This is a genomic window from Erythrobacter westpacificensis (assembly GCF_039542285.1).
In the GTDB taxonomy this organism is placed as follows: Bacteria; Pseudomonadota; Alphaproteobacteria; order Sphingomonadales; family Sphingomonadaceae; genus Alteraurantiacibacter; species Alteraurantiacibacter westpacificensis.
In genome coordinates this window covers 59819-82314 of record NZ_BAABHV010000022.1, presented here as the reverse complement: position 1 = coordinate 82314, position 22496 = coordinate 59819, and the positions used below count along the sequence as shown (strand labels likewise).

The following is a 22496-nucleotide window of genomic DNA, read 5'->3' as shown; positions in this document are numbered from 1 at the left end:
CGGCTTGGGAAGAGCCGGTGTCATCGCTATATCACGGCGCGAGTTCGCTCTTGCCCCTGCGAAGAGCCACGACTGAACAGCGACAAACGGAGTCCCGCCCATGGTTCACTACCTTCACACGATGATCCGCGTCACCGATGCGGACGAAACGATAAAGTTTTTCAACCTGCTCGGCCTGGAGGAAGTGCGCCGCAAGGACGTGCCGCAGGGTCGCTTCACCCTTATCTTCATGGCCGCACCGGGGCAGGAAGGCACGGCCGAACTGGAGCTGACCTACAACTGGCCGCCCGAAGACGGTAGTGAGCCGGAACAGTATGACGGCGGTCGCAATTTCGGCCACGTCGCCTACCGCGTCGATAATATCTACGAGACGTGCCAGAAGTTGATGGATGCCGGCGTGACGATCAATCGCCCGCCCCGCGACGGGCACATGGCCTTCGTCCGCTCTCCCGATGGCATCAGCGTGGAATTGCTGCAGGACGGCCATCTCGAACCGCAGGAACCGTGGGCGAGCATGGAAAACACCGGCAGCTGGTAAGCGGGTGGCAAGGTCATAACCCTTGCTATTCTGCTCTCCTAGCGCCACCTGCGGCCCATGAGAAAGCGCAGGCTCCCCCAGGTGGTCATCATCGGCCGCCCCAATGTCGGCAAGTCGACCCTGTTCAACAGGCTGGTCGGCAAGCGTCTGGCGCTGGTCGACGACCAGCCCGGCGTTACGCGTGATCGGCGCATGGGCCTCGCTGGCCTTTCGGGGCTGGAGTTCGAAGCTGTCGACACCGCCGGGTGGGAGGACGAGGACGACAAGTCCCTTCCCGGCCGGATGCTGGCGCAGACGCAGGTCTCGCTGAAAGGCGCTGATGCCGCGCTGTTCGTGATCGACGCGCGCGCCGGGCTTACTCCGCTCGACGAAGAAATCGGCCGCTGGCTGCGGCAGCAGGAAGTGCCTGTCGTGCTGATCGCCAATAAGTCCGAAGGCAATGCAGGCGAAAGCGGCATTCTGGAGGCCTACTCGCTGGGCCTTGGCGAACCCGTGCCGGTGAGCGCGGAACATGGCGAGGGCGTCGCCGACCTTTACAGTGCACTGATCCCGCTGATCGGCGACAAGGCCGAGCAGATGCAACTGGAGGACGAGGCCGAAGCGGCCATCGCCGCCGACAAGGCCAGGGCCGCTGCCGAAGCGGGCGAGGAACTGGAGGAGGTCGATCCGTCCGCCCCGCTCAGCCTCGCTATCGTGGGGCGCCCCAATGCGGGCAAGTCCACGCTGGTGAACCGCCTGCTGGACGAGGACCGGCTGCTGACCGGGCCGGAAGCGGGCATCACACGCGATTCCATCGCGATCGACTGGGAATGGACCGATCCAAAGACCGGCGAGGACCGCGTCATCAAGCTGATCGACACCGCCGGGATGCGCAAGCGCGCCAAGGTGGTCGACAAGCTGGAGCGTCTCTCGGTGCAGGATGGCCTGCGCGCGGTCGACTATGCCGAAGTCGTGGTGCTGCTTCTCGATGCGACGCGCGGCCTGGAAGTGCAGGACCTGAAGATCGCCAGCCAGGTGATCGACGAAGGCCGCGCGCTGATGGTGGCGATCAACAAGTGGGATATCGCCGAAGATCCCAGCGCCCTGTTCAACGGCATTCGCAGCGCACTGGAAGAAGGCTTGTCACAGCTGAAGGGCGTGCCGCTGTTCGCAGTGTCCGCAATGACCGGCAAGGGGCTCGACACGATGCTGGGCGCGGCCTTCGAACTGCGCGATGCGTGGAGCCGCCGCGTGCCGACCTCGGCGCTCAATCGCTGGTTCGACGACGCGCTGGCCGCCAATCCGCCGCCCGCACCCGGCGGACGCCGGATCAAGCTGCGCTATATCACGCAGGTGGGCACACGCCCGCCGCGGTTCGTCATCTTCGGCTCCCGCCTGGATGACCTGCCCGCTAGCTACGAGCGCTACCTGCTCAACGACATACGCCGCAAGCTGGGCTTCGGCGCAGTGCCGGTGCGGCTGACGCTCAAATCGCCGAAGAACCCTTACGATTCCAACCGCGGCGGCGGGGGCAAGTTCAGCGGTGGTCAGGGCCGCGATTAGCGCCCGAGCCCGAGACGACAATGTTCGAGACACTTTCCATCACCGGCGAACTGATCGAGCGCACGTCGAGCACGGTGCGCGTGCAGGAGATCGTGCAGCTCAGCCTTGCGCCCGTCTTCCTGCTGGCCGCGATTGGCGCGATGCTGAACGTGATGAACCAGCGGCTCAGTTGGCTTTTCGACAGGATCGAATTCATCGAGCGGCAGGACGAGATGGGCGAAGCCGGTCGCGAGGTGGAGGAGCTGCCAGGACTTATCCAGCGACAGAGCTACGCGCAAATGGCCGTGAACCTGTCGACATCGGCGGCTTTGACGATCTGCGTCGTGGTGGCCGTACTGTTCATCAGCGCATTCATCGAACCGCGCATCGGCACGCTGGTGGCGGTCCTGTGGGTGGCCACCATGGTTCAGCTTTCCGCCGCATTGCTGCTTTTCTTCCGTGAGACGAACCTCGCCCGCGCTACGGCGCGCGAGCGGCGCCAACGAAGCCGTGAAATTCTGGCGCGCAAGCGCGAAAAGGAAATGGAATAAACCCGTCTGCTGCACGCCCTGCGACAGGGTGAGCGAATTTCAGGGCAGCCCGAGCAATCTGCCACACCCCCGTCACGCTGTTATGTTGTTGTAATAAATGGGCCTCTTGAGTGCCCGTTAGGAGATTTACAACAATGCAGCGCTTGCAGCTTGATTTTCAGGCCGGTTCCGACGGGGCGCGGCAAAGCTTCGATGTTCCCGACATCGCGACGGCACTTGTCGTCGCGGACATCAACCTTGCCGATGGCAAGGCTAGCATTCGCGACGGAGAAAAGCTGGTCGCCCGGCTGGAGAAGCGCCACGTGGGCGGCTCCTCCTACTGGCGTGTGGGCTGACCGGATATCAGGCGGCGCCCGCGTCGTTCTCGCCTTCACCGGCGGCCTTGGAATTGAGCTGCACGTAGTTCTGGATACCCATCCGCTCGATCATGTCGAACTGGGTTTCGAGGAAGTCGACGTGCTCCTCCTCGCTGGCAAGGATGTTCTCGAACAGTTGGCCGGAGGTGAAATCCTTCACTTCCTGGCAATACTCGGCCGCTTCCTTCAGCAGCGGGATCGCCTCGTTCTCAAGCGCGAGGTCGGCCTTGAGGATCTCCTCCACGGTCTCGCCAACCTTCAACTTGTGCAGGGCCTGAAAATTGGGAAGCCCGTCGAGGAACAGGATGCGGTCGGCCAGCCAGTCGGCGTGCTTCATCTCGTCGATCGATTCGTGGCGCTCGTATTCAGCCAGCTTGTAGACGCCCCAGTCGTTCAGCACGCGGTAGTGCAGCCAGTACTGGTTGATCGCCGTCAGTTCGTTGGTGAGGGCCTTGTTGAGATATTCAATGACCTTGGCGTCGCCCTTCATGGCCTGTCTCCTGCGTGTAGTTTTCGTGCGCGCAGTTGGTCAGGATCGCCAACCGTTTGCAAGCGAAACCGACCGGGCGATTGCCAAAAAACGGCGGAAAACCGCGCTATTGCGAATGCAAATCAGGAATGTTCAGGCAGCGGCGAGCGGACAGGGAAGCGCCTCTCGCTCTTCGGCGATCACATATTCCGCTTCTTCGAGGCAGTGACCACAGTTGGGACGCTTGCCCAGCTTGGCGTAAACCGATTCCGCTCCGCCGCGGTGCTGCCGCGCAGCCTTGCGCAGTTCATCTTCCCGGATAGCGTTGCAGATGCAGGTATACATGTGGTGCGCGAATCTCTTGCTTCTCGGCTACTGAACTGAGACCAAATTAATGCGAATAAATTGCATTAGCAAGCTATTTGAGAATAATTCTCAAGAATCTCGCACGGTCATCGCCGGATGGTAAAGGCCCGCCCATAGGTGAGGCATCGCCACAGCCATTCGAGCGGGCCGTAGCGATACTTCGCCAGCCAGATCCGGGACCAGGTCAGCATGACCGCCCAGCCCAGCAAGACCACGAGGTACAGTTCGGGCCGTGTAAGTTCGCCCCACAATCCCCCTGCCCATGAATGGAAAATGAGCATCATCAGGATGGACGTGCCGATGTAATTGGTGAAAGCAGCCCGGCCCGCCGCCGAAAGCCTCTCGGCAAGCCAGCCGCTGGCCGAATTTCCGTACAGCGCCAGCAGCAGGGCCAGCCCCAGGATCATCGGCAGGCGCGGCAGCATGGAGAACGCCATCATCGCCGAGAGCGTTGCCCAGTAGGTGAAGCCCTCCGCTTTCACCCAAAGCGCCATCCACAGGCTGAGGCCCGCACCTGTGAGAAACAGGCCCCAGCCCCACGCCATGCGGCTGCGACGATTGCCGCATGTCCCGAACCAGCCGAGGCGGTAAAATGCCATTCCGATCAGCATCAGGGGCACTGTTTCGAAAATCATCAAGAAGATCGCATTCAGCGGATCGCCCGCGTGTTCAGCGAAGTTATGGCCCACGAAATCGGCATAACTGCCTTCCGTCATGATGGGGATCTCGGCTTGGTCGTCGGCAATCGCGGTCTGCTTGCCTTCCGCGATCGATCCACGCGCCTCTTCCATACCCTCGGCCTGTCCGAACGCGGTATCGGCGATGACATAGGCCGATCCGATGGCAAGAGCGTATACGAGAGCACCGACCAGATAGCCGAGCAGGCCGAGCGTCAGGAGCCTCCGCCCCGACCATCGCAGGAACAGCATCGCGGCAAAACCGGCCACCGAATAGAGTACGAGGATATCGCCGCGCCAGATCAAGAAATAATGGACGAGGCCGAACAGCAGCAGAAAAACCAGTCGACGCACCAGCAGCGCCTGCGACGCGCCGCGTTCCCATGCCTTTTCCATGAACAACGCCATTCCCGCGCCGAACAGGAGGGTGAACAGCCCGCGCATCTTGCCGTCGATCAGGACGAACTGGGCCACCCAGAGCCAATCCGCCGTCGCATCGTGCCCGCTCAGGAAAGCGTCGGGCCAGGCATAGGCGCTCCACGGCTGGCCGAAGGCAACGATGTTGGCAGCGAGGATGCCCAGCACTGCCACGCCGCGAATGAAGTCCAGGCTGGCGATGCGTTCGCCTCTAGTGGCAGGAGCAATCGCCTGCGCCTCGCCATCGGGCGTTGCCGTGTTCTCGTCCATGCCGCTTCCCCTGTGTGCGTCCCGGCGGCGTTATGCAGGCAGCAAGGGGATTTGGGAAGCGCCGCGATCCGGCCTTCAGTCCCGCGTCACCAGACAATCGAATCCGCCACGCTTCAGCGCAGTACAGGCCGATTGCGCATCGGCCTGCGAGGCGTAGCCGCCCGCCTGCACCACCGTTACGCGGCCGCGCGAAAGGAACAGGCGTTCGCGCCCGGCGATCTCGGGGCGGCTCGACACCCTGCTCCACAGACGTTCGCCATTTCCGGGCACGCCGAAAGCGCCAAGTTGCACCCGCCAGGGGCCGTTAGCCGCCGCAGGACGCGGAGCGGGAGGCGGAGGCACCGGCGCCGGCGCCGGCGGCGTTTCGGGCCGGGCAAAGCTGGCCCCTGCCACTGCCGGATCTTCCATGCCGGTCGCCTCGCGCGCCTGCTCCACCGCATTGCGTGCCGCGGCAATGGAGGGGGACTGCGCGACCGAAGGCCGCGGGGTCGGTGCAACTGTCTCGGTGGCCGTCGTCGGCCCTGAAAGGTCGGCTGCTGCAAGCTGCGCTGACCGCACCTGCTCTGCCTCCAGTTCGATCTGCCGGGCGAGGCCCGCAGCGCTTTGCCGCTGCTCCAGGGGGATGAAACCATCCATTTCCTCGATCGCCGGGCCGGCCTGCGGTAGCCCTGCACCATTGGCGAGCGTCAGCAGCGCATAGGCGCGCTCCCAGTCGCGTTCCACGAGGTCGCCGTTGAAATGCGCAATCCCAATCAAGTACTGCGCTCGCGGATCGCCGCGCATTGCTGCTGCCTGCACATAGGGTAGCGCCTCTTCCCGGCGGCCGTCCTGGAACAGCATCAGGCCGTATGTATCTGCCGCCTGCACGTGACCGGCGCGCGCCGCGCTGCGATAGAGCTCCTCCGCGCGCGCCATGTCGGTCGGCACACCGCGGCCCAGGCGGTAAGCCTGGCCCATGTTGAACATCGCGTCGGGATCGCCTGCCTCGGCAGGGCCCTGCCATTCGGCAACTGCGGCGGCATAATCCCCGCGCGACCATGCATCCACGCCGTCGCGCACCGTTGCCCCCAAGGGCGCGGCGAGTGCGAACAAGGCCAGCGTACTGGCGACTTTGGCGAAAACAGAAACGTTGCGGTCAGCCATGATAAATCTGTCCCCCAGTCCAGGCGGTGCGCACGGTGCCATAGTAAACAAGGCGTTAGCAAAGCGTTTATTGTCCGCGGTTATCCGATCGCCGACAAAGCGGGTTGCCACTCGGCACGGCCGCAGTCGAACCGAAAAAAGCGCGCTGCCCGCTCAGGCAAATTAACTCAAAATAAAGGGTAGTCTGCGAAGCCCTTAGGCGAAGGCCCGCATTGAGACTTGGTCGGGTCGTTTGTTCCAAGGGGGAATCGCGTTGCGCGTTTTGGCATTGGCATCGCAGAAGGGCGGCTCTGGCAAGACCACCCTATCCGGACACCTCGCTGTCCAGGCGCAGCGCGCTGGCGCTGGCCCGGTAGTGCTTATCGACATCGATCCGCAGGGGTCGCTTGCCGACTGGTGGAACGAGCGTGAGGCGGAGTATCCCGCCTTCGCCCAGACCACCGTCGCACGATTGGCGAACGACCTTGCGATCCTGCGCCAGCAGGGTTTCAAGCTGGCCGTGATCGACACGCCGCCTGCCATCACCATGGCTATCCAGTCGGTGATATCGGTGGCGGAACTGATGGTCGTGCCAACCCGTCCTAGCCCGCACGACCTGCGCGCTGTCGGCGCCACGGTGGACCTGTGTGAACGCGCCGGCAAGCCGCTGATCTTCGTGGTCAACGCGGCGACGCCCAAGGCAAAGATCACTTCGGAAGCCGCCGTCGCGCTGTCGCAGCATGGCACGGTTGCCCCGATCACCATTCACCACCGCACCGATTTCGCGGCCTCGATGATCGACGGCCGCACGGTGATGGAAGTCGATCCCGAAGGTCGCAGCGCGCAGGAAGTGACGGCGCTGTGGCACTACATCGCCGATCGGCTGGAAAAGAACTTCCGCCGCACCGTCTTTGCCGCCCCCGGCAGCAAGGCCGCACAGGCGAACGGCGCAGCCCGCGCGCAGGGCGGAGGCTTCGGCCGCCGCGTAGCACAGTAATGGGGCGCGCCATGACAGAGAGCAATTCGTTCGCCTCGCTTGGCCCCATGCTCCTTGCCCGCAAGGGTACGGCAAAGCCCGCCATGCGGACCCAACTCACGCAAAACGATCGCACGGCGACGCTGGGAGACGATTTCGACGACCTGGCCGAAAGCCAGTCGGCGCTTGGCTGGAACGACATGGGCGGAGACGATTCTGTCGTTCCCCTGCGTATCGCCAACGATAGCGCCGGATCGCCCGTCGCCAAGCCTGGCAAGCGCCGGCAGAAGGCTACAGAGCAGGGCCGCCGCGCGGCTTTCACGCTGCGCCTGGATGTCGAACGGCATCTCAAGCTGCGCCTTGCCAGCACCATGCAGGATTGCAGCGCGCAGGAACTGGTGACCGAGGCGCTGGACCGTTTCCTGTCCGACATTCCCGAACTCGATTCCATCGCCGCGCACGTCGCGGGCAACAAGAGCAAGTCCTGAGGGGGACCTATCCGATGAACGGTAAAGACAACCGCAATCCGATGATCGGCCTTGGCGTCAGCACTGCCATGGCCGCTGTCCTTCTGACCGGCTGCACGGCCAACAGCACGCCGCGCGCCGAAGTTGCCGCTTCCGATGCGCAGCACGCCATGCAGCATGGCCGCACCAGCGAAGCCATCCAGCACGCCGAACTGGCAGTGACGGCAGAGCCGCACAATGCGCAGTATCGCCTGACCCTGGGCAATGCCTACCTGCAGGAAGGCCGCTTCGCCTCCGCTTCCACGAGTTTCCAGGATGCCATGGCGCTGGGCGACAACAGCCCGCGCGCCGCTCTCAGCCTTGCCCTCGCCCTCACCGGCGAAGGCCGCTTCACCGAAGCAAGCGCTCTGCTGCGTGACTGGGAAGGCGAAATCGCAGCGCCCGATCTCGGCCTCGCCTTCGCGCTTGCCGGAGAGCCGGAACGCGGTATCCACATCCTTTCCAATGCCATTCGCCAGGGCCAGAACACGGTCAAGGTGCGCCAGAATCTCGCCTATGCCTATGCCGTGGCCGGTCGCTGGCGCGACGCCCGCCTGATGGTGGAGCAGGACGTGCCTGCCGACCAGGTCGGCGCTCGGATGCAGGAATGGGCGCAGATGACCCATAGCGAGGCTTACCAGCATCGCGTGGCGGGACTGCTCGGCGTGCCCGCAGGCGTTCGCGACATGGGCCAGCCGGTTCACCTCGCGCTCAATCTCAATGATAGCATGGAACAGCTTGCTGCGCAGAGCAGCGTGGAGGCTCCCGCAACTGGCGGCGAACTGGCCGCGCTCGATGCTTCCGCGCCTGTCGCGCTTTCTGCCATTGCGGCCGCTAGCCGCGAGCCGGAAATTGGTCTCGACACAAACAAGACTGAAACGCAGCCGCCGGTCAATTTCGCCGAATCGTTCGCCGCGCCCTCTCCCGAGGTCGCTGCGCTGGCTCCGGTGACGACGGACTCGATGTCATTCACCCGCGCCCCGCTGGTGCAGGAAGTGCCTGCCCGTCAGCGCGCGGCTGCTCCGGTGCGCGAAGCATCGTCCAACCCGGCACCGCGTCCGGCCTCTCGTCAGGCCGTGGCACGCTCGTCCGAAACGGCTCCTGCACCCGCGCCCGCAACGGCTCGCGCCAGCGTGGCTTCGGCCGGTCCGGTCGCGGATCCGACGCACCTCGTGCAGCTCGGCAGCTTCTCCAGCGAGCAGGGTGCGCGCCGCGCCTGGGGCATCTACGTCAGCCGCCATCCGGAGCTGGCCGATCACGAGATGGTCATCACCGAGGCCGTGGTGCGCGGCAAGCGCTACTGGCGCGTGTCGGCAGGTGGCTTCAACGTCGCGTCAAGCCGCTCGATGTGCTCCAGCGTGAACAGTTCCTCGTCCGGGGAAGGTTGCATCACCTGGGCCGCCAACAGCCCGCTGCCCGGCGCAGTGGACCGTGGCGGCGTGATGCTGGCACGCCGCTGATAGCGGAAATCCTAGCTGATTTGATTCGCCCCTCTTCGCATGTCGCGAACGAGGGGCTTTTCATTGCCTAGAGCGAATAGCCGCCGTCGGTTACGAGCGTGCTGCCCGTAATGGTGCCAGAAGCTTCGGAAAGCAGGAACATGACCTGTCCGGCTATTTCCTCTGCAGTTGCAAAACGGCCCATGGGCGTCATGCCCCGCGCCATCTCGGCAAGGGCGCCCGCACGGTCGCCCTGGTGCTTGGCAACGAGGTCATCGAAAAAGGGCACGCCGTCCCAGATCGCCGTATCGACGCCGCCCGGTGCAATGGCATTGACACGGATACCGCGCGCAAAGCCTTCCTTGGCGGCAATCTTCGCCATGTGAATCGCGCCCGCTTTGGATGCACCGTATGGCCCGGTCGTGGGCTCCGCCTTCACCCCTGCGACAGAAGCGGTGACTACCATCGTAGCCCCGTCATTCGCCAGCCTCATGGCCGTGCGCAGCGACAGGAAAAGGCCATCGAGGTTGACCGACATCACCGCGCGCCAATCCCCCAGCGACATCTTGGCGAAAGGCGCCGGGCTTCCGGCAATCCCCGCGTTCAGGAAGGCCGCGTCCAGCGCGCCGCACTCCTCTTCGATCGCGTTCCACAGCGCCTCATCTGCAACGTCACCTGCATGGCGGGACGTCTCGCATGGCAGGTCCATCGCGGCCAGTCGGCTTTCGTCGAGATCGACCAGCACCAGGTGTGCTGCCCCAGCTTCGGCCAGCGCCCTCGCTGCTGCCTCTCCGATGCCCGAAGCCGCGCCCGTCACCAGAACGCGCTTGCCCGAAAAATCAAACATCGATTGCCACTCCGCCTTTCCAGAGAGCCGTCACCCTGCCCTGCACCGGCTGGCGGTCGAACGGTGTGTTGCCAGCCGCTGCCGCCATCTCCCGCGAATCCACCACCCACGGCGCTTCGGGATCGAGCAGCGCGATGTCCGCCTCGAGCCCGACTTCCAGCGAACCGGCAGGAACGCCCAGCAACCGGGCCGGATTGCGCGCCAGCAGGTCGAAAGCGCGAACCATGTCTATCACGCCGTCGCGCACCAGCGTCAGCGTCATCGCCAGCAAAGTTTCCGCCCCTGCCATCCCGGGTGCCGCATCGGCGAAGGGTAGGTTCTTGTCCTCCGGTCCGCGCGGATCGTGGCCGCTGGCGATCACATCGATCGTGCCATCGCCGATGGCCTCGATCACGGCATGGCGGTCGTCCTCCTCGCGCAAGGGCGGGGAAAGCCGGGTGAAGGTGCGGTAATCGCCCATGGCAATGTCGCTGAGCATGAAATGCGCGGGCGTAACGCCGGCGGTGATGTTCACGCCGCGCGCCTTTGCCTGTCGCACCAGTTCACAACCTGCGCGGGTGGTTACCTGCCGCGCGTGGACGCGCGCGCCGCTCATTTCCGCCAGCGCCATGTCCCGCGCCAGCGCCAGCGTTTCCGCCTGTTTCGGCGCGCTTGGCAGGCCGAGCCGCGTGGCCATCTCTCCCGCCGTGGCTGCAGCCTTTCCGGCAATCCCGCCGTCTTCGGCGTGAGTGACGACGACCATGTCCAGCATCGCCGCATATTGCAGCAAGCGCAGCATCGCGCCGCTATCGGCAATCCACTTGCGCCCCGTTGCAATCGCCCTGGCCCCGGCCTCCCGCATCAGCGCGATCTCGGCGAGTTGCGCGCCATCCAATCCTTGCGTCGCCGCGGCGAGTGGATGCACCCACAGGTCCGGCTTTCCGCTTTGCGCCATGAAGCGAACCCGCGCCGGGTGATCCAGCGGCGGGGACTGGTCTGGCATCAGCGCCGCGCGGGTGATGCCGCCGAAGTGAAAGGCCGGCTTGTCGATCGCGAACACGCCGAGATCGACGACGCCCGGCACCACGAGCTTGCCCTTGGCGTCAATCAGATCGTCGCCGTCCTGCGCATCGCCTTCGACAATTGCGCCGTCTGCACAGCGCAGCGCCGCATCTCGCAGGCCGCCGGGCGTGACGATGGTGCCGCCGGTAATGGAAAGGGGCCGCATCTGCTTCATACCCATTCCCCCTCACCCCAACCGGGCACACCGCGCGCCTTGCGTGTCAGCACGTCGAGGCAGGCCATGCGGATGGCAACGCCCATTTCCACCTGGCTGGTGATGATTGATCGATCCTTCAGGTCGGCAACCGTGCTGTCAATTTCCACGCCGCGGTTCATCGGGCCGGGGTGCATCACGATGGCATCGTCCCTTGCCAGCGCCAGCCGTTCGGGTGTGAGGCCGTAGAGGTGGCGGTATTCGCGCGGGCTGGGAATGAACTGCCCGTCCATCCGCTCGTTCTGCAAACGCAACATCATCACCACGTCGCTGCCATCCAGTGCGGCGTCGAAATCGTGGAACGGCACGGCGCCCATCCGCTCGATCCCTGCAGGCATCAGCGCGGGCGGTGCGCACAGGCGCACGGTGGCGCCCAGCGCCTGCAGGCACAGGATGTTCGACCGGGCGACCCGGCTGTGCAGGATATCGCCGCAGATCGTCACCGTCATGCCGGTGAAATCTTCCGCATCGTGTCCGCGTTCGCGCAGCTTGTGCCGCAATGCCAGGGCATCCAGCAACGCCTGGGTCGGATGCTCGTGCTGCCCGTCGCCCGCGTTGAGCACCGGACAATCGACACTGTTGGCGATCAGACCCACGGCTCCGCTGCTGCCATGGCGGATCACGATGGCATCGGCGCGCATGGCATTGAGCGTCACCGCAGTATCGATCAGCGTCTCGCCCTTCTTCACGCTGGACTGCGCGGCATACATGTTCACGACGTCCGCCCCCAACCGCTTGCCCGCGATCTCGAAGGACAGCAGCGTTCGCGTGGAATTTTCGAAGAAGGCGTTGATGATCGTCAGGCCGGCCAGCTGCTCCGAATGCTTGGCAGCCTGCCGGTTGAATGCGACGTACTGCTCGGCCTCTGCCAGCAGGTAGAGGATTTCGTGCCGCTCCAGCGACGAAATGCCGATCAGGTCGCGATGCGGGAAGGCTCTTCCGCCCTTGGGAAAGCGGCTGCCGGAGGAGGCGTTTTGCGGCGATGTCATTAAAGCATGGCCCTTAGTCGAGCGGCATCGACCGCTCAAGCTCTTATCGCTGGCCCTCGCGCCCCATGGCCCCTAGATGTATGCAATCACTCGCTGAAGGGATCGCGATTACATGGCATTTGCACGCAAGGTCTGGCGGCTGCTGGTCGGCATCAAGGACGCGTTGGCGCTGTTGTTCCTGCTGCTGTTCTTCGCGTCGCTGTTCGCCATTCTCAGCATGCGCCCCAATCCCGGCATGGTGCGCGATGGGGCCCTGCTGCTGGATATCAACGGTTCAGTCGTGGAAGAGGTGGCGCCTGTCGATCCTTTCCAGGCGCTGCTTTCGCAAACACTGCCCGTGCGCGAATATGCCGCGCGCGATCTCGTCCGCGCCATCGACGAAGCGGCTGGTGACGAGCGGATCGAAGTCCTCGCGCTCGACCTCACCGGTTTCCTCGGTGGAGGGGCCGTACACATGAGCGAAATTGCCGGGGCCCTCGATCGCTTCAGCGCTGCGGACAAGCCGATCTATGCCTATGCCTATGCATATGGCGACGATGCCATGCTGCTGGCCGCCCACGCCGACGAGATCTGGCTCGATCCGATGGGCGGCGTGGCGATCATGGGGCCGGGCGGCGAAAGCCCCTATTTTGGGCAGGCGCTGGAACGCTTCAACGTAACGGCGAACGTCTATCGTGTGGGCACCTACAAGAGCGCGGTGGAACCCTATACGCAGTCCGGCATGTCGCCCGAGGCGCGGGAGAACCTGTCGCAATTGCTCGCAACGCTGTGGCAGGAATGGCGCGCCAATGTCTCCACCGCACGCCCGCAAGCCGATATCGACCTTGTGACGCAGGACGTTGCCGCATGGCTCGCCGCCTCGAACAACGATATCGCGCAGGCATCCCTCGCCGCAGGTCTGGTCGACCGGCTCGGCACGCGCGTCGAATGGGGAGAGCGTATCGCCAATGAAGTAGGCGAGAATGACTGGTCCGACGAACCCGGCACTTTCGCCAACACGCAGTACGACCCCTGGCTGGCCGAGGTGCAGCGCAATCTGGAATTCGGCAGCGATGGCCGCATTGCCGTCGTCACCGTGGATGGCGAGATCAGCGACGGCAAGGCCGGCCCCGGTTCCGCCGGCGCAGAACGTATCGCTGGCCTGCTGGACGATGCCCTGGACGACGATCTCGATGCGCTGGTGGTTCGTGTGAATTCGCCCGGCGGGACCGTCACCGGCTCCGAAACCATCCGTCGCGCCATCATGCGCCACCGTGCAGCGGGCACACCCGTGGCGGTATCCATGGGCAATTACGCTGCCAGCGGTGGCTACTGGATCGCAACGCCTGCAGAACGCATCTTTGCAGAGCCAGAGACGCTCACCGGCTCCATCGGCGTGTTCCTGGTGGTGCCCAGTTTCGAGGACTTGCTGGCCGAATACGGCGTTACCACCGATGGCGTGCGCACGACGGGCCTCTCCGGCCAGCCCAACATCCTGAGCGGTTTCACCCCGGAAGCAGACGCGGTGCTGCAAGCCTCGACCGAGAATTTCTACAACCGCTTCCTCTCGCTGGTAGCCGAAGCGCGCAATATCACCCCGCAGCGAGCCGATGAGCTGGGCCAGGGCCGCGTATGGGACGGCGGCACGGCGCGGCAACTGGGCCTGGTGGACCAGTTCGGCGATCTCGACACCGCCATTGCCTGGGCGGCAGGCCGCGCGAACCTGGAAGAAGGCTCCTACGAGGTGCGCTACCTTGGCAAGGACGCCCCCAGCTACGACACGCTGCTGGCACAGCTGCTGATGGGCGGCAGCGATGCCCACGAAGCAGGCACACGCGACGTCGCCTCGATCTTCGCGCGCCGCGAAGCTGCACGTCTGGGACAGGTGGTGGACGGTCTCGACCGGTTCATGGCCGTCGAGGGCGTGCAGGCCCGCTGTCTCGAATGCGTTGCCGTTCCCGGTGCGGCACGCGGCATTGCTGCTCCTGCAAGGCCGTCATCGTGGCTATCGCTGCTGGCCCGGCTGGGCCTCGACTGACACTGGATTGCGCGGCCGCACAAACAGTCCTTGTCTTGGCGCCGTGAAAATGGCAAAGGCCCGCCCCTGCCGTGAATCGGCGGGCGCGTAGCTCAGTGGTAGAGCACACCCTTCACACGGGTGGGGTCGCAAGTTCAATCCTTGCCGCGCCCACCACGATTTCAATAACTTACGTGAGATCGTGGCGCTTTGTATGAAACGAGTATGAAAAATACTCGTCAGGTCCCATGTTAAATTTGGCGTCTGCCAACCCCAGCAATTGGTCAGAATGCCCATCCGTCTCAAGTTCCTGATCGGTTGCAAGCTGCCGGTCGAGGATGCTGCTTCTCACGCATGTTTTTCGAGCCTATGACGTGATGGCGTGGACGGCCCCTGCATCAGCTTAGTTGTGCCATGATGCGGCCGTTGTAGGTCCATGTGTGGACGACCCCTGCGGCGCAAGAGCTTTTTTAGTAGAGATGAGTATCGGTCGGGTGCATCCATGTGTTCGGCCTGTTCGCGCAGCACCTTATGGCTGCTGGCCCTGATGAAGTCCGCAGGCCGGCTCCCTAATCACGTCATCGCGCTCGAAGCGCTGTGACCCCCTGGGTTTTGCTGGCCCCCGGTCTGACCGGTTCGTCATCACTACTCAGCTACTCCTACGCCATCCTGCCGCCGGGCGTTATCCGGCGGTGCGGACGACAGTCACGCGGCGGGCGCCACGTAGACTTCTTTGCGCGACATCACCGCCCAAGCAATGCGTGCTGTTTTGTTAGCGAGCGCGACTGTCGCGATCTTCGCAGGTTTGCGTTCGAGGAGCTGGGCCATCCACGGTTGCCGATCTGCATTCTTGCGCGTCATCCGCATCACTGCCGTCGCGCCGACCACGAGCAGCCGCCTTAAGTAGCCATCGCCCTGCTTGGTGATCCCGCCCAGCCGTTCCTTGCCGCCGGAGCTGTTCGCTCGAGGCGTGAGCCCAAGCCATGCCGCGAACTGACGCCCTGATCGGAACAGAGACGCATCTGGCACCGCCGCTGATATGGCCGACGCGGTGATCGGACCGATCCCCGGGATCGTGGCGAGCCGCCGGCTCGTCTCATCGGTGCGGTGCCACGCGAGTATCTGCGCCTCTAACCGGTCGACCTCGTTGGCTAGCGCCCTAAGTTGGGCAGCCAGGCTGTGTAGCGCTGACCGAGCATGAACAGGCAGCTCTCCCTGCCGCTCATGCAACGCTTTGAGCATCGCGGTCACACCGCCGGCACCTACGCCGGTCACGATACCGTACTCAGCCAGGTGCCCTCGCAATGCGTTGATGAGCATGGTCCGCTGGCGCACCATCAGGTCGCGGCTCTTGTGAAGCATCAACACCGCCTGCTGTTCAGCGGTCTTTACCGCGACGAACCGCATCGTCGGACGCGTCACCGCCTCGCAGATCGCTTCTGCGTCTGCTGCGTCGGTCTTCCCGCGCTTAACATAGGGCTTCACATAGGCGGGTGGCATCAGTCGAACGTCGTGCCCCAGCTTTATCAGCTCGCGAGCCCAATGATGCGCCGATGCGCATGCCTCCATACCCACAAGGCAACTTGGAAGATCAGTGAAGAAACCGATTACCTCTGCTCGCCGGAGCTTGCGCCGGACTAGCACGGTTCCGTCGCCCCCGATCGCGTGCACTTGGAAAACACTCTTCGCCAGATCCAATCCGACGGTAACAATCTCCTGCTTCATCTGCCGACTCCTAGACGTGGACCTACAACGGCCGCATCATGGCACAACTAAGCTGATGCAGGGGCCGTCCACGCCATCACGTCAGATGCCATAACGGGTCCGGTTGGACAGAGGGCGTCGGCTCTTGGTTCCCGGCGCCTCTCATGCCCAGATTGCTCAACAAGGAGGATTTGGAAATGAGAACTGCATTTGATTTGACCCCCTATCGCCGCTCGACGGTCGGTTTCGATCGGCTCTTCGATGCGCTTGAGAACAGCTTCCGTGCCGAGACGCAGGACAGCTACCCACCCTTCGACATCGTCCGCACCGGCGAGGACAGCTACCGGATCAATATTGCGGTAGCCGGCTTCCGTCCGGACGAAATCGACATTACTGCCCAGCAGAGCCAGCTCGTCATCTCCGGTCAGAAGACCGAGAAGGACGAGGAAGGTGTCGAATACGTGCATCGCGGTATCGCTGCGCGCGCGTTCGAGCGCCGGTTCCAGCTGGCCGACTATGTCGAGGTCCGCGATGCGAACTACGAAAACGGCATGTTGACGATTTCGCTCCAGCGGAGCGTTCCTGAGTCGCTCAAGCCGCGCAAGATCGCCATCGGAAGCCACGAGCATGTCAACGATGACACTCCCCAGCTGACCGAAGACAAAGCGGCTTAAGCCTCATTCATCGGGCAAATCCTCGGCGGGGTGGGCGTGATCGCGCCCGCCCCGCTTGGAGAGGCTTTGCCTCAACCAGTCGGAAAATAGGAGGACTGTCGAGATGGCTATTCGTGATCTCATTCCCTGGAAGAGCCAGGGCCAGGATATCGCTCCCCGGCAGGAGGAGCGGGTCGATCATCCAGTGATGTCGCTTCACCGGGATATCAATCGCTTGTTCGACGACATGTTTCGCGGGTTTTCCATGCCCTCGCTGCCGTCCATCGGACGCAGCCTTGGCTGGCCGCGTGTCGAATTGTCGGAGAACGACAAGGAAATCCGGGTCACGGCCGAACTGCCAGGCATGGACGAAAAGGACATCGAAATCAGCCTGGACGATCACCAGCTGGTGATCCGGGGTGAAAAGAAGTCCGAAACCAGCGACGAGGAACGCGGCTATTCCGAACGCAGTTATGGCCGCTTCGAGCGTCGCATCGGCCTGCCGTCGCAGATCGACGAGGACAAGGTCGAAGCCACGTTCAAGAATGGCGTGCTGACTGTCACCGTCCCGCGTACCGCCGAAGCGACAGAGAAGCGCAAGGCAATCCCCATCAAGGCCCGCTGACAGGGCAGAGGACCGGCCTCCTGTGGGAGGCCGGTCCCAGCATCTCTGCTAGACGCCGGACTCGAGTTCGAGCGTGACCGTGCGCTCTTCACCACGACGCAACAATGTCAGTTCGACGGTCTGTCCCACGCGAAAATCATCGAGCCGCGCCAGTAGGTCGCCGACGCGGGAAACAGGACGACTGTTCAATGCGGTAATAATGTCGCCCGGCACAACACCTCGCCTGGTGCGTTGTGCAGCACTCAGCCCAGCACGGTCGGCGACCGAACCTGGATCGACACGCAGCACAAATACTCCCTCGATCCCCGAAACGCTTTTGAGCCTGTCATTGATCTCGTCATCACTCTCGACCCCCAAGGTTGGGCGGGTGTAACGCCCGTCCGCAATAAGCTGCGGCACAACGCGCATTACAGTATCGACGGGCACCGCGAACCCGATTCCGGCCGATGCACCAGACGGACTATAGATTGCGGTGTTGATCCCAATCAGCCTTCCGGCAGAATCGAGCAGCGGGCCTCCCGAGTTGCCCGGATTGATGGCGGCATCGGTCTGTACGAGATGGCGAATGTCAGGCCCGTCCTCATTGGGCAACGACCGGTCGAGAGCCGAAACAATCCCTTTGGTCAACGTCCAGTCGAGGCCGAATGGATTGCCGATCGCAAAGACATTCTGCCCGACCTGGAGATCCCCGCTGGAGCCGATAGGAACCCGTGCCGGAGCAACGAAACCTGCTCCACCTATTTTCAGGACTGCAAGGTCATGTTGTGGACTTGCACCGACGAGACTGGCAGAGAACTGACGGCCATCGGCGAGCTGAATCTGCGCTTCCGATGCCCCCTCGATAACATGGAAATTCGTAACTATGTGACCCGCTGCGTCCCATACCAGACCGGAACCCGATCCACGCGGCACGCTGTAAACATTGCGCGTCCAGAAATTGGTGACGTGCTGGCGAGTTGAAATAAAGACGACCGACTCGCGCGCATTGCGAAACAACTCAATGGTGGCACGTTCATCTGCACCAAGCTCGCCACGCGGAGTGACGACGCGTGGTTCGGCAGTTGGCGTCGCTTGCGCAAGAAGAAGTGTAGCTACGGCTGTCAAGAGCATGATATTCAGAACTACCAGAACTACCAAAGGTGTGCGCGCTGCGCGCCTTTGTTGCTTATCAACAAATTGCATTGAGGCGTTTTAACGTCTGAAGAACACAGTTCAATGTGCGTTGCGAGAATTCAGCCGGTACCGGCATTTCGCTTGTCCTGGATCCAAGCCTCGATCTGAGCATCGGTCCAACCAACCGATCGGCCGCCAAGTTGTACAGGCTTGGGAAACCTCCCTTCGGCCATCCAGCGGTAGATCGTCGAGCGTCCTAATCCCACACGATGTTGCACCTCCCTAATCCTAATGAGACGGGTCGGGCGGTCAGACTCGCAGTGCGCGGTATTGTTAAGGTTATACATGTTCTTGCCCCCCTTCACCGATGAAGAAGGTTCGCAGAAACTGATCCTTGCGTTCAAGCTCAGTGATGTGATCGGCAAGCATCCTTGCAACCCGGTTGGCCGTTCCCTTAGCCCAGCGCGGATTCACATTGCCAACACTCTCCCCCAATGATCTGCATAATGCCCGTGGAAACTCCGTGCTGAATTCTTCAAAAAATTTAGCGAGGTCGGATTGCAGCCAATCGATTGCCTGACCATCCCCGCAGACAAGAAACAGCAGAAGATGTGCACGCGGAGCCGCGCGGCTTGCCTCAAGGATACGCAAGGCCTCGCCCAGCGTCGCCGATCGCTCAGCCTGCAGTATCCTTCGCAAGGCATCCTTATGGATATTCGCGTCGGTAGCTATTTCGCACCTGGCGCGCCCGCTTGCTTCCACAGCTGCGATCAGCAAGTGCGCCAGTCCGGCTCTTATCCGCTCCTCTGCGTACTCCGCTTCGTCAGCCACTGGTCATTCCTTTCCGCACTCTTCCTCGTGTCGAATCGAGAAATAGGGCGAAGGAGATGTGTAGGAAAATGAAAAGAACATAAAAGGAACATAGAGGAAGCACCGAATCGCTTTCCACCGACGATTCGCGCGAAATCCGGTCGCCAAATCGCAATATCCGGCAGCCTGGGCGCAGAAACCGGCCAGTCGCGCGCGAAATCGCGTCCCATGAGCGCAAAATCCCGTCCCATCCGCGCGAATTGTCGCTTTTTGCTTGGTCAGGCATCGCAATTGCACGCCACGCCATTTCCTACAACGCCGCTCCGGTTGAAGGAAAGAACATACAGCGAACGACATGCTCGCTGTTATCGATCAACCAACCGGAGTTTCCTTCATGACCACCAAGACCCTGACCCGTTCCACGCCGCGGATGCGCGACTACATGGTGCCCGCCGCACTGGCGCTCGCCATCGCGGGCGCCGCCTATGCCGGCGCCGACACCACCTTCGATCCGGCGCTGACCATGTTTACCGATTTCCTCGAAGGCTCGGGCGGCAAGATCATCACCGTGCTCTCGCTTGCCGGCGGCCTGATTGCGCTTGCCTCGGGACGTTTTGCGCTCGGCCAGGTTGCCGTTCCCGTGGGCGTCGGGATCGGTGTCGGCACCGGCGTGCCGATCGTCACCTCTGTCGTGACCGCGGTCATCTGACGCGTTCCTCGCGGTTCACGACAGGGAGGGCGGCATGGCCGACAGGTATATTGTTCCACGGCGGCTCGACGATCCGGAGCTTATCGGCTTCTGGACCGTGGACGAGTTTGCGGGGATGCTGATCCCGTTTGCCTGGGGCATCCTTACGCAGCACATCATCATCGGCACAGGCCTTTCGGTCATTGCCTGGTTCGGCCTGCGGAAGGCGAAGTCAGGCAACAAGGGCGCGAAGCTGGTGCATGCTGCCTACTGGTACCTGCCGGGGTCATTCCTTGGCCTCAAAGCCACGCCGCCCTCCCACTGCCGCCTGCTCGCAGGCTGAGGGGAGGACCACTCATGCAATCCGAATTCGCGCACGAACAGGCCCAACGCCACCTGGCACAGCGCAACCGCTTCGCCGCGCTTGCGGGCGTGCTTGGCGTCACCAGCCTGATCGGTATCGGTGCCGCTGTGACCCGTAACGAGGCTATCGTGCTGGTCCCGATCACCTCCGAGACGCTCACCGTCTCGAGCGGCGGAGTGGACACGCATTATCTCGAGCTTGTCACCCGCGACACCGCGCTGATGCTCCTCAACCGTGCGCCCGAAAGCCTCGACTACTGGATGGAGCAGATCCTGAAATTGGCCGACCCCGCAGCCCACGGCCGTCTCAAGGCCGAGCTCGTCGCCATCGTCGAAGAACAGCGCGGCTCGGACATCAGCCAGGCCTTCGTCATTCGCGCGATGGAGGTCGACACCAAGGCGCTGACCTCGACGGTCAGCGGCACGCTCAAGACCTTCGTCGGTGCGCAGGTGATCGCGAGCCAGGAGCGCAGCTTCACATTCCGCTGGTCGCGGCGGGGCTTGAGCCTCGCGCTCACCGGCTTCGAACAGAATTCAACTCCAGAGGACCAGGACCAATGAACCTCCTCAGCAATCCCGCCTCCGCTATGCTTGCCGCAACCGGCCTCGCATTCTTCAGCGTGGGCGCACAGCAGCGCCGCGATGTCGCCTTGAAACTCGCCGGCCTTACCGCGCTCGGCCTTGCCCTCGTGCCGACACCGGCGCTTGCCGACCAGTTCATCGAGGCGAGCGATGGCTCGACGATCGAATGCGAACTGGCGCGCGGCGAGCTCACCCGCATCGCGCTTATCGAGGACGGCTTTGCCAATGTCTCGAAGATCGCCAGCGGCTTCCCCTACAATGATTTCCAGGTGACCCACGAGCCGGTGCGCGGCGACATCTATGTGTCGGTCCCGCCGCAATATGCTTCGGACCGGATCAGTTTCTTCGCCACCAGCCAGGCGGGCCATGTCTACAAGTTCGCCTGCCGCCTTGGCGGCAATGAAGCAACCCAGCTCTTCATCACCAATCCCGCGCTTGCACGCAGCGGAGCCGAAGAATGGCAGGCAGGCGCAAGTCCGTCCGACAATGCCATCCGCCTGATCGAGGCCATGGCGAGCGATGCTGTCCTGCCCGGCTTTGCCGCGCGTGCAGAACTGTCGCGTCCGCGCCGCACCGGTTCCATCGAAGTTCAGCAGGTCGCGCAATATGACGGCGCCGAGCTTACCGGCCAGCGCTTCCTCATCCGCAATCTTGGCGGCGAACCGCTCGACCTTGCTAGCGAACGCGAAGCCCCTGCCGGTGCGCTTGCCTTTGCCTATGGCCGCGAGATGCTCGCTCCCGGCGAAGCGACCAGCGCCTTTCTTGTCTTTGCTGCGGGAGGGCTCGAATAATGGCCGAGACCAAGGACACAAAGCACGAGAGCGACGCACAACCTTCCGAACGCAAGGATGCAGGACGCAAGGACACACGGCGCAACCTCAATGCAAATATCGCACAGCGCCAGAAACTGTTGCTTGCGGGGATCGGAGGCGTGGCGCTGCTGGCCGGGGCATGGTTCATCCTCGACGATGACGACAGTGCGTCGGGTGACAGCGAGAGCGTTGCCAGCATCGACACCGGCGGGCTCGTCAATCGCAACCTCTCGCAACGCGAGTTCGTCGCCACCTATGGCAACCGCCTCGACGCGCAAGGCCGCGCAATCAAGGATTTGCAGGAGACCCAGCTCCCGCGCCCCGAAATCGAGCAGGAATTGGAAGCCCTGCGCGCCGAGAATGCGCGGATGATGAGCGACGGGCAGGTCGCGATCGATGCGATCTCGGCGGAGAATGCGGCGCTCAGGACCGAACTCGAGCGCTCGCGCGAAGCCCCACCCGCAACGCCTGCCATGCCGCCACCCGCTTATGGTCCCGGCGTGACACCGCCCGGCGAGGGCAACGGCGGTGCGAACCCAACTGCCGCGCGGCCAGGCGGGCTCGACATGCTGACCTTTGGCGAGCGTAGCGATCAATGCATATCGCTCCCACCGGTCAGCCCACGCCTTCTTGAAGGTGTATTCTGTAAGACGGTTTTCAGCGATGGCTCGATCGAGCTCGCGAAAACCCTGCCAGTCGTCCTTGGATGGGGGTGGGGAGTTGTCAGGATTGGTCATTGCTTGTCTCCTTTCACTCGGGCCACAATCTCACCTCTTCTCTCGCCAATTGGAGAGGACCGACCGCATTTATAGCCGAAAATCAGTGTTATTGCGAGGCTATCCGCTTGGCGT

Annotated in this window: 26 protein-coding genes and 1 tRNA gene; 16 read left to right on the top strand and 11 right to left on the bottom strand. The window is 63.1% G+C overall.

The window, feature by feature from the left end; genetic code table 11:
- The first annotated feature begins 100 nt into the window (after positions 1–100).
- The 4 genes from ABFX23_RS15550 to ABFX23_RS15535 all read left to right on the top strand — a co-directional run bounded on the left by ABFX23_RS15550 (position 101) and on the right by ABFX23_RS15535 (position 2945).
- Complete coding sequence (locus tag ABFX23_RS15550) at positions 101–538, top strand: VOC family protein (RefSeq protein ID WP_346033898.1); 438 nt, start codon at positions 101–103, stop codon at positions 536–538.
- 57 nt (positions 539–595) lie between these two features.
- The gene (gene der / locus ABFX23_RS15545; protein ID WP_346033897.1) at positions 596–2080 is read left to right on the top strand and encodes a ribosome biogenesis GTPase Der; all 1485 of its coding nucleotides are present in this window, start codon (positions 596–598) and stop codon (positions 2078–2080) included.
- Positions 2081–2100: 20 nt separating this feature from the next.
- Positions 2101–2610, top strand: coding sequence for a DUF2721 domain-containing protein (locus tag ABFX23_RS15540; protein ID WP_346033896.1), 510 nt, complete (start codon positions 2101–2103; stop codon positions 2608–2610).
- 134 nt (positions 2611–2744) lie between these two features.
- A complete protein-coding gene (locus ABFX23_RS15535) occupies positions 2745–2945 on the top strand; it encodes a hypothetical protein (protein WP_346033895.1) in 201 nt (66 codons plus the stop codon).
- A gap of 7 nt (positions 2946–2952) precedes the next feature.
- Here ABFX23_RS15535 and bfr read toward each other — a convergent pair whose 3' ends face one another.
- From bfr to ABFX23_RS15515, 4 genes are all read right to left on the bottom strand, one after another.
- Positions 2953–3456: a bacterioferritin gene (gene bfr / locus ABFX23_RS15530; RefSeq protein ID WP_346033894.1), complete on the bottom strand. Its 504-nt coding sequence runs from the start codon at positions 3454–3456 to the stop codon at positions 2953–2955.
- 132 nt (positions 3457–3588) lie between these two features.
- Positions 3589–3780, bottom strand: a complete 192-nt coding sequence (locus tag ABFX23_RS15525) for a (2Fe-2S)-binding protein (protein ID WP_346033893.1) — start codon at positions 3778–3780, stop codon at positions 3589–3591.
- Between the two features lie 107 nt (positions 3781–3887).
- Positions 3888–5165 (bottom strand): DUF418 domain-containing protein, encoded by a 1278-nt coding sequence (locus ABFX23_RS15520; RefSeq protein ID WP_346033892.1) that lies wholly within the window; start codon positions 5163–5165, stop codon positions 3888–3890.
- Positions 5166–5240: 75 nt separating this feature from the next.
- A complete protein-coding gene (locus tag ABFX23_RS15515) occupies positions 5241–6308 on the bottom strand; it encodes an SPOR domain-containing protein (protein WP_346033891.1) in 1068 nt (355 codons plus the stop codon).
- Positions 6309–6561: 253 nt separating this feature from the next.
- Here ABFX23_RS15515 and ABFX23_RS15510 point away from each other — a divergent pair, with 253 nt between their 5' ends.
- The 3 genes from ABFX23_RS15510 to ABFX23_RS15500 are packed head-to-tail and all read left to right on the top strand — an operon-like array spanning position 6562 to position 9229.
- Positions 6562–7284 carry an AAA family ATPase gene (locus ABFX23_RS15510; protein WP_346033890.1) on the top strand — a complete coding sequence of 241 codons (723 nt, stop codon included), beginning with the start codon at positions 6562–6564 and terminating at the stop codon, positions 7282–7284.
- Positions 7285–7295: 11 nt separating this feature from the next.
- Positions 7296–7751 carry a hypothetical protein gene (locus ABFX23_RS15505; RefSeq protein ID WP_346033889.1) on the top strand — a complete coding sequence of 152 codons (456 nt, stop codon included), beginning with the start codon at positions 7296–7298 and terminating at the stop codon, positions 7749–7751.
- 14 nt (positions 7752–7765) lie between these two features.
- Entirely contained in the window at positions 7766–9229 is a 1464-nt protein-coding gene (locus ABFX23_RS15500) for a tetratricopeptide repeat protein (RefSeq protein WP_346033888.1), read from the top strand.
- 67 nt (positions 9230–9296) lie between these two features.
- Here ABFX23_RS15500 and ABFX23_RS15495 read toward each other — a convergent pair whose 3' ends face one another.
- The 3 genes from ABFX23_RS15495 to ABFX23_RS15485 are packed head-to-tail and all read right to left on the bottom strand — an operon-like array spanning position 9297 to position 12299.
- On the bottom strand, positions 9297–10055 hold the full coding sequence (locus tag ABFX23_RS15495; protein ID WP_346033887.1) for an SDR family NAD(P)-dependent oxidoreductase: 759 nt from the start codon (positions 10053–10055) through the stop codon (positions 9297–9299).
- Positions 10048–11271, bottom strand: a complete 1224-nt coding sequence (locus ABFX23_RS15490) for a dihydroorotase (protein ID WP_346033886.1) — start codon at positions 11269–11271, stop codon at positions 10048–10050. The genes ABFX23_RS15495 and ABFX23_RS15490 overlap by 8 nt, the downstream gene beginning before the upstream one ends.
- The gene (locus tag ABFX23_RS15485; protein ID WP_346033885.1) at positions 11268–12299 is read right to left on the bottom strand and encodes an aspartate carbamoyltransferase catalytic subunit; all 1032 of its coding nucleotides are present in this window, start codon (positions 12297–12299) and stop codon (positions 11268–11270) included. The genes ABFX23_RS15490 and ABFX23_RS15485 overlap by 4 nt, the downstream gene beginning before the upstream one ends.
- 112 nt (positions 12300–12411) lie before the next feature.
- Between ABFX23_RS15485 and sppA the strand changes: the two genes are divergently transcribed.
- Positions 12412–14316, top strand: coding sequence for a signal peptide peptidase SppA (gene sppA, locus ABFX23_RS15480; protein ID WP_346033884.1), 1905 nt, complete (start codon positions 12412–12414; stop codon positions 14314–14316).
- A gap of 81 nt (positions 14317–14397) precedes the next feature.
- Positions 14398–14472 (top strand) — tRNA-Val (locus ABFX23_RS15475).
- A gap of 528 nt (positions 14473–15000) precedes the next feature.
- Here the strand turns inward: ABFX23_RS15475 and ABFX23_RS15470 are convergent.
- Positions 15001–16020, bottom strand: a complete 1020-nt coding sequence (locus ABFX23_RS15470) for an IS110 family RNA-guided transposase (protein ID WP_225081822.1) — start codon at positions 16018–16020, stop codon at positions 15001–15003.
- A gap of 143 nt (positions 16021–16163) precedes the next feature.
- Between ABFX23_RS15470 and ABFX23_RS15465 the strand changes: the two genes are divergently transcribed.
- Together ABFX23_RS15465 and ABFX23_RS15460 are read left to right on the top strand one after the other, a co-directional pair.
- On the top strand, positions 16164–16673 hold the full coding sequence (locus ABFX23_RS15465) for an Hsp20 family protein (protein WP_346033883.1): 510 nt from the start codon (positions 16164–16166) through the stop codon (positions 16671–16673).
- 103 nt (positions 16674–16776) lie between these two features.
- Positions 16777–17277 carry an Hsp20/alpha crystallin family protein gene (locus ABFX23_RS15460; RefSeq protein WP_346033882.1) on the top strand — a complete coding sequence of 167 codons (501 nt, stop codon included), beginning with the start codon at positions 16777–16779 and terminating at the stop codon, positions 17275–17277.
- 48 nt (positions 17278–17325) lie between these two features.
- Here the strand turns inward: ABFX23_RS15460 and ABFX23_RS15455 are convergent, their stop codons facing one another.
- From ABFX23_RS15455 to ABFX23_RS15445, 3 genes are read right to left on the bottom strand one after another with little or no spacing between them, the layout of a single operon-like run.
- A complete protein-coding gene (locus ABFX23_RS15455) occupies positions 17326–18459 on the bottom strand; it encodes a S1C family serine protease (protein ID WP_082385243.1) in 1134 nt (377 codons plus the stop codon).
- Between the two features lie 50 nt (positions 18460–18509).
- Positions 18510–18737, bottom strand: a complete 228-nt coding sequence (locus ABFX23_RS15450; protein ID WP_082385242.1) for a helix-turn-helix transcriptional regulator — start codon at positions 18735–18737, stop codon at positions 18510–18512.
- On the bottom strand, positions 18730–19221 hold the full coding sequence (locus ABFX23_RS15445; protein ID WP_346033881.1) for a hypothetical protein: 492 nt from the start codon (positions 19219–19221) through the stop codon (positions 18730–18732). Before ABFX23_RS15445 ends, ABFX23_RS15450 begins: the two co-directional genes overlap by 8 nt.
- A 373-nt stretch (positions 19222–19594) precedes the next feature.
- Between ABFX23_RS15445 and ABFX23_RS15440 the strand changes: the two genes are divergently transcribed.
- From ABFX23_RS15440 to ABFX23_RS15420, 5 genes are read left to right on the top strand one after another with little or no spacing between them, the layout of a single operon-like run.
- Positions 19595–19909 carry a hypothetical protein gene (locus ABFX23_RS15440; RefSeq protein ID WP_159797553.1) on the top strand — a complete coding sequence of 105 codons (315 nt, stop codon included), beginning with the start codon at positions 19595–19597 and terminating at the stop codon, positions 19907–19909.
- Between the two features lie 34 nt (positions 19910–19943).
- Positions 19944–20231 carry a type IV conjugative transfer system protein TraL gene (gene traL / locus ABFX23_RS15435; RefSeq protein WP_119585960.1) on the top strand — a complete coding sequence of 96 codons (288 nt, stop codon included), beginning with the start codon at positions 19944–19946 and terminating at the stop codon, positions 20229–20231.
- A gap of 14 nt (positions 20232–20245) precedes the next feature.
- On the top strand, positions 20246–20812 hold the full coding sequence (locus ABFX23_RS15430; RefSeq protein WP_346033880.1) for a type IV conjugative transfer system protein TraE: 567 nt from the start codon (positions 20246–20248) through the stop codon (positions 20810–20812).
- Complete coding sequence (locus ABFX23_RS15425; protein WP_346033879.1) at positions 20809–21624, top strand: type-F conjugative transfer system secretin TraK; 816 nt, start codon at positions 20809–20811, stop codon at positions 21622–21624. The genes ABFX23_RS15430 and ABFX23_RS15425 overlap by 4 nt, the downstream gene beginning before the upstream one ends.
- Complete coding sequence (locus ABFX23_RS15420; protein WP_346034044.1) at positions 21624–22457, top strand: hypothetical protein; 834 nt, start codon at positions 21624–21626, stop codon at positions 22455–22457. Before ABFX23_RS15425 ends, ABFX23_RS15420 begins: the two co-directional genes overlap by 1 nt.
- The last annotated feature ends 39 nt before the right edge of the window (positions 22458–22496 follow it).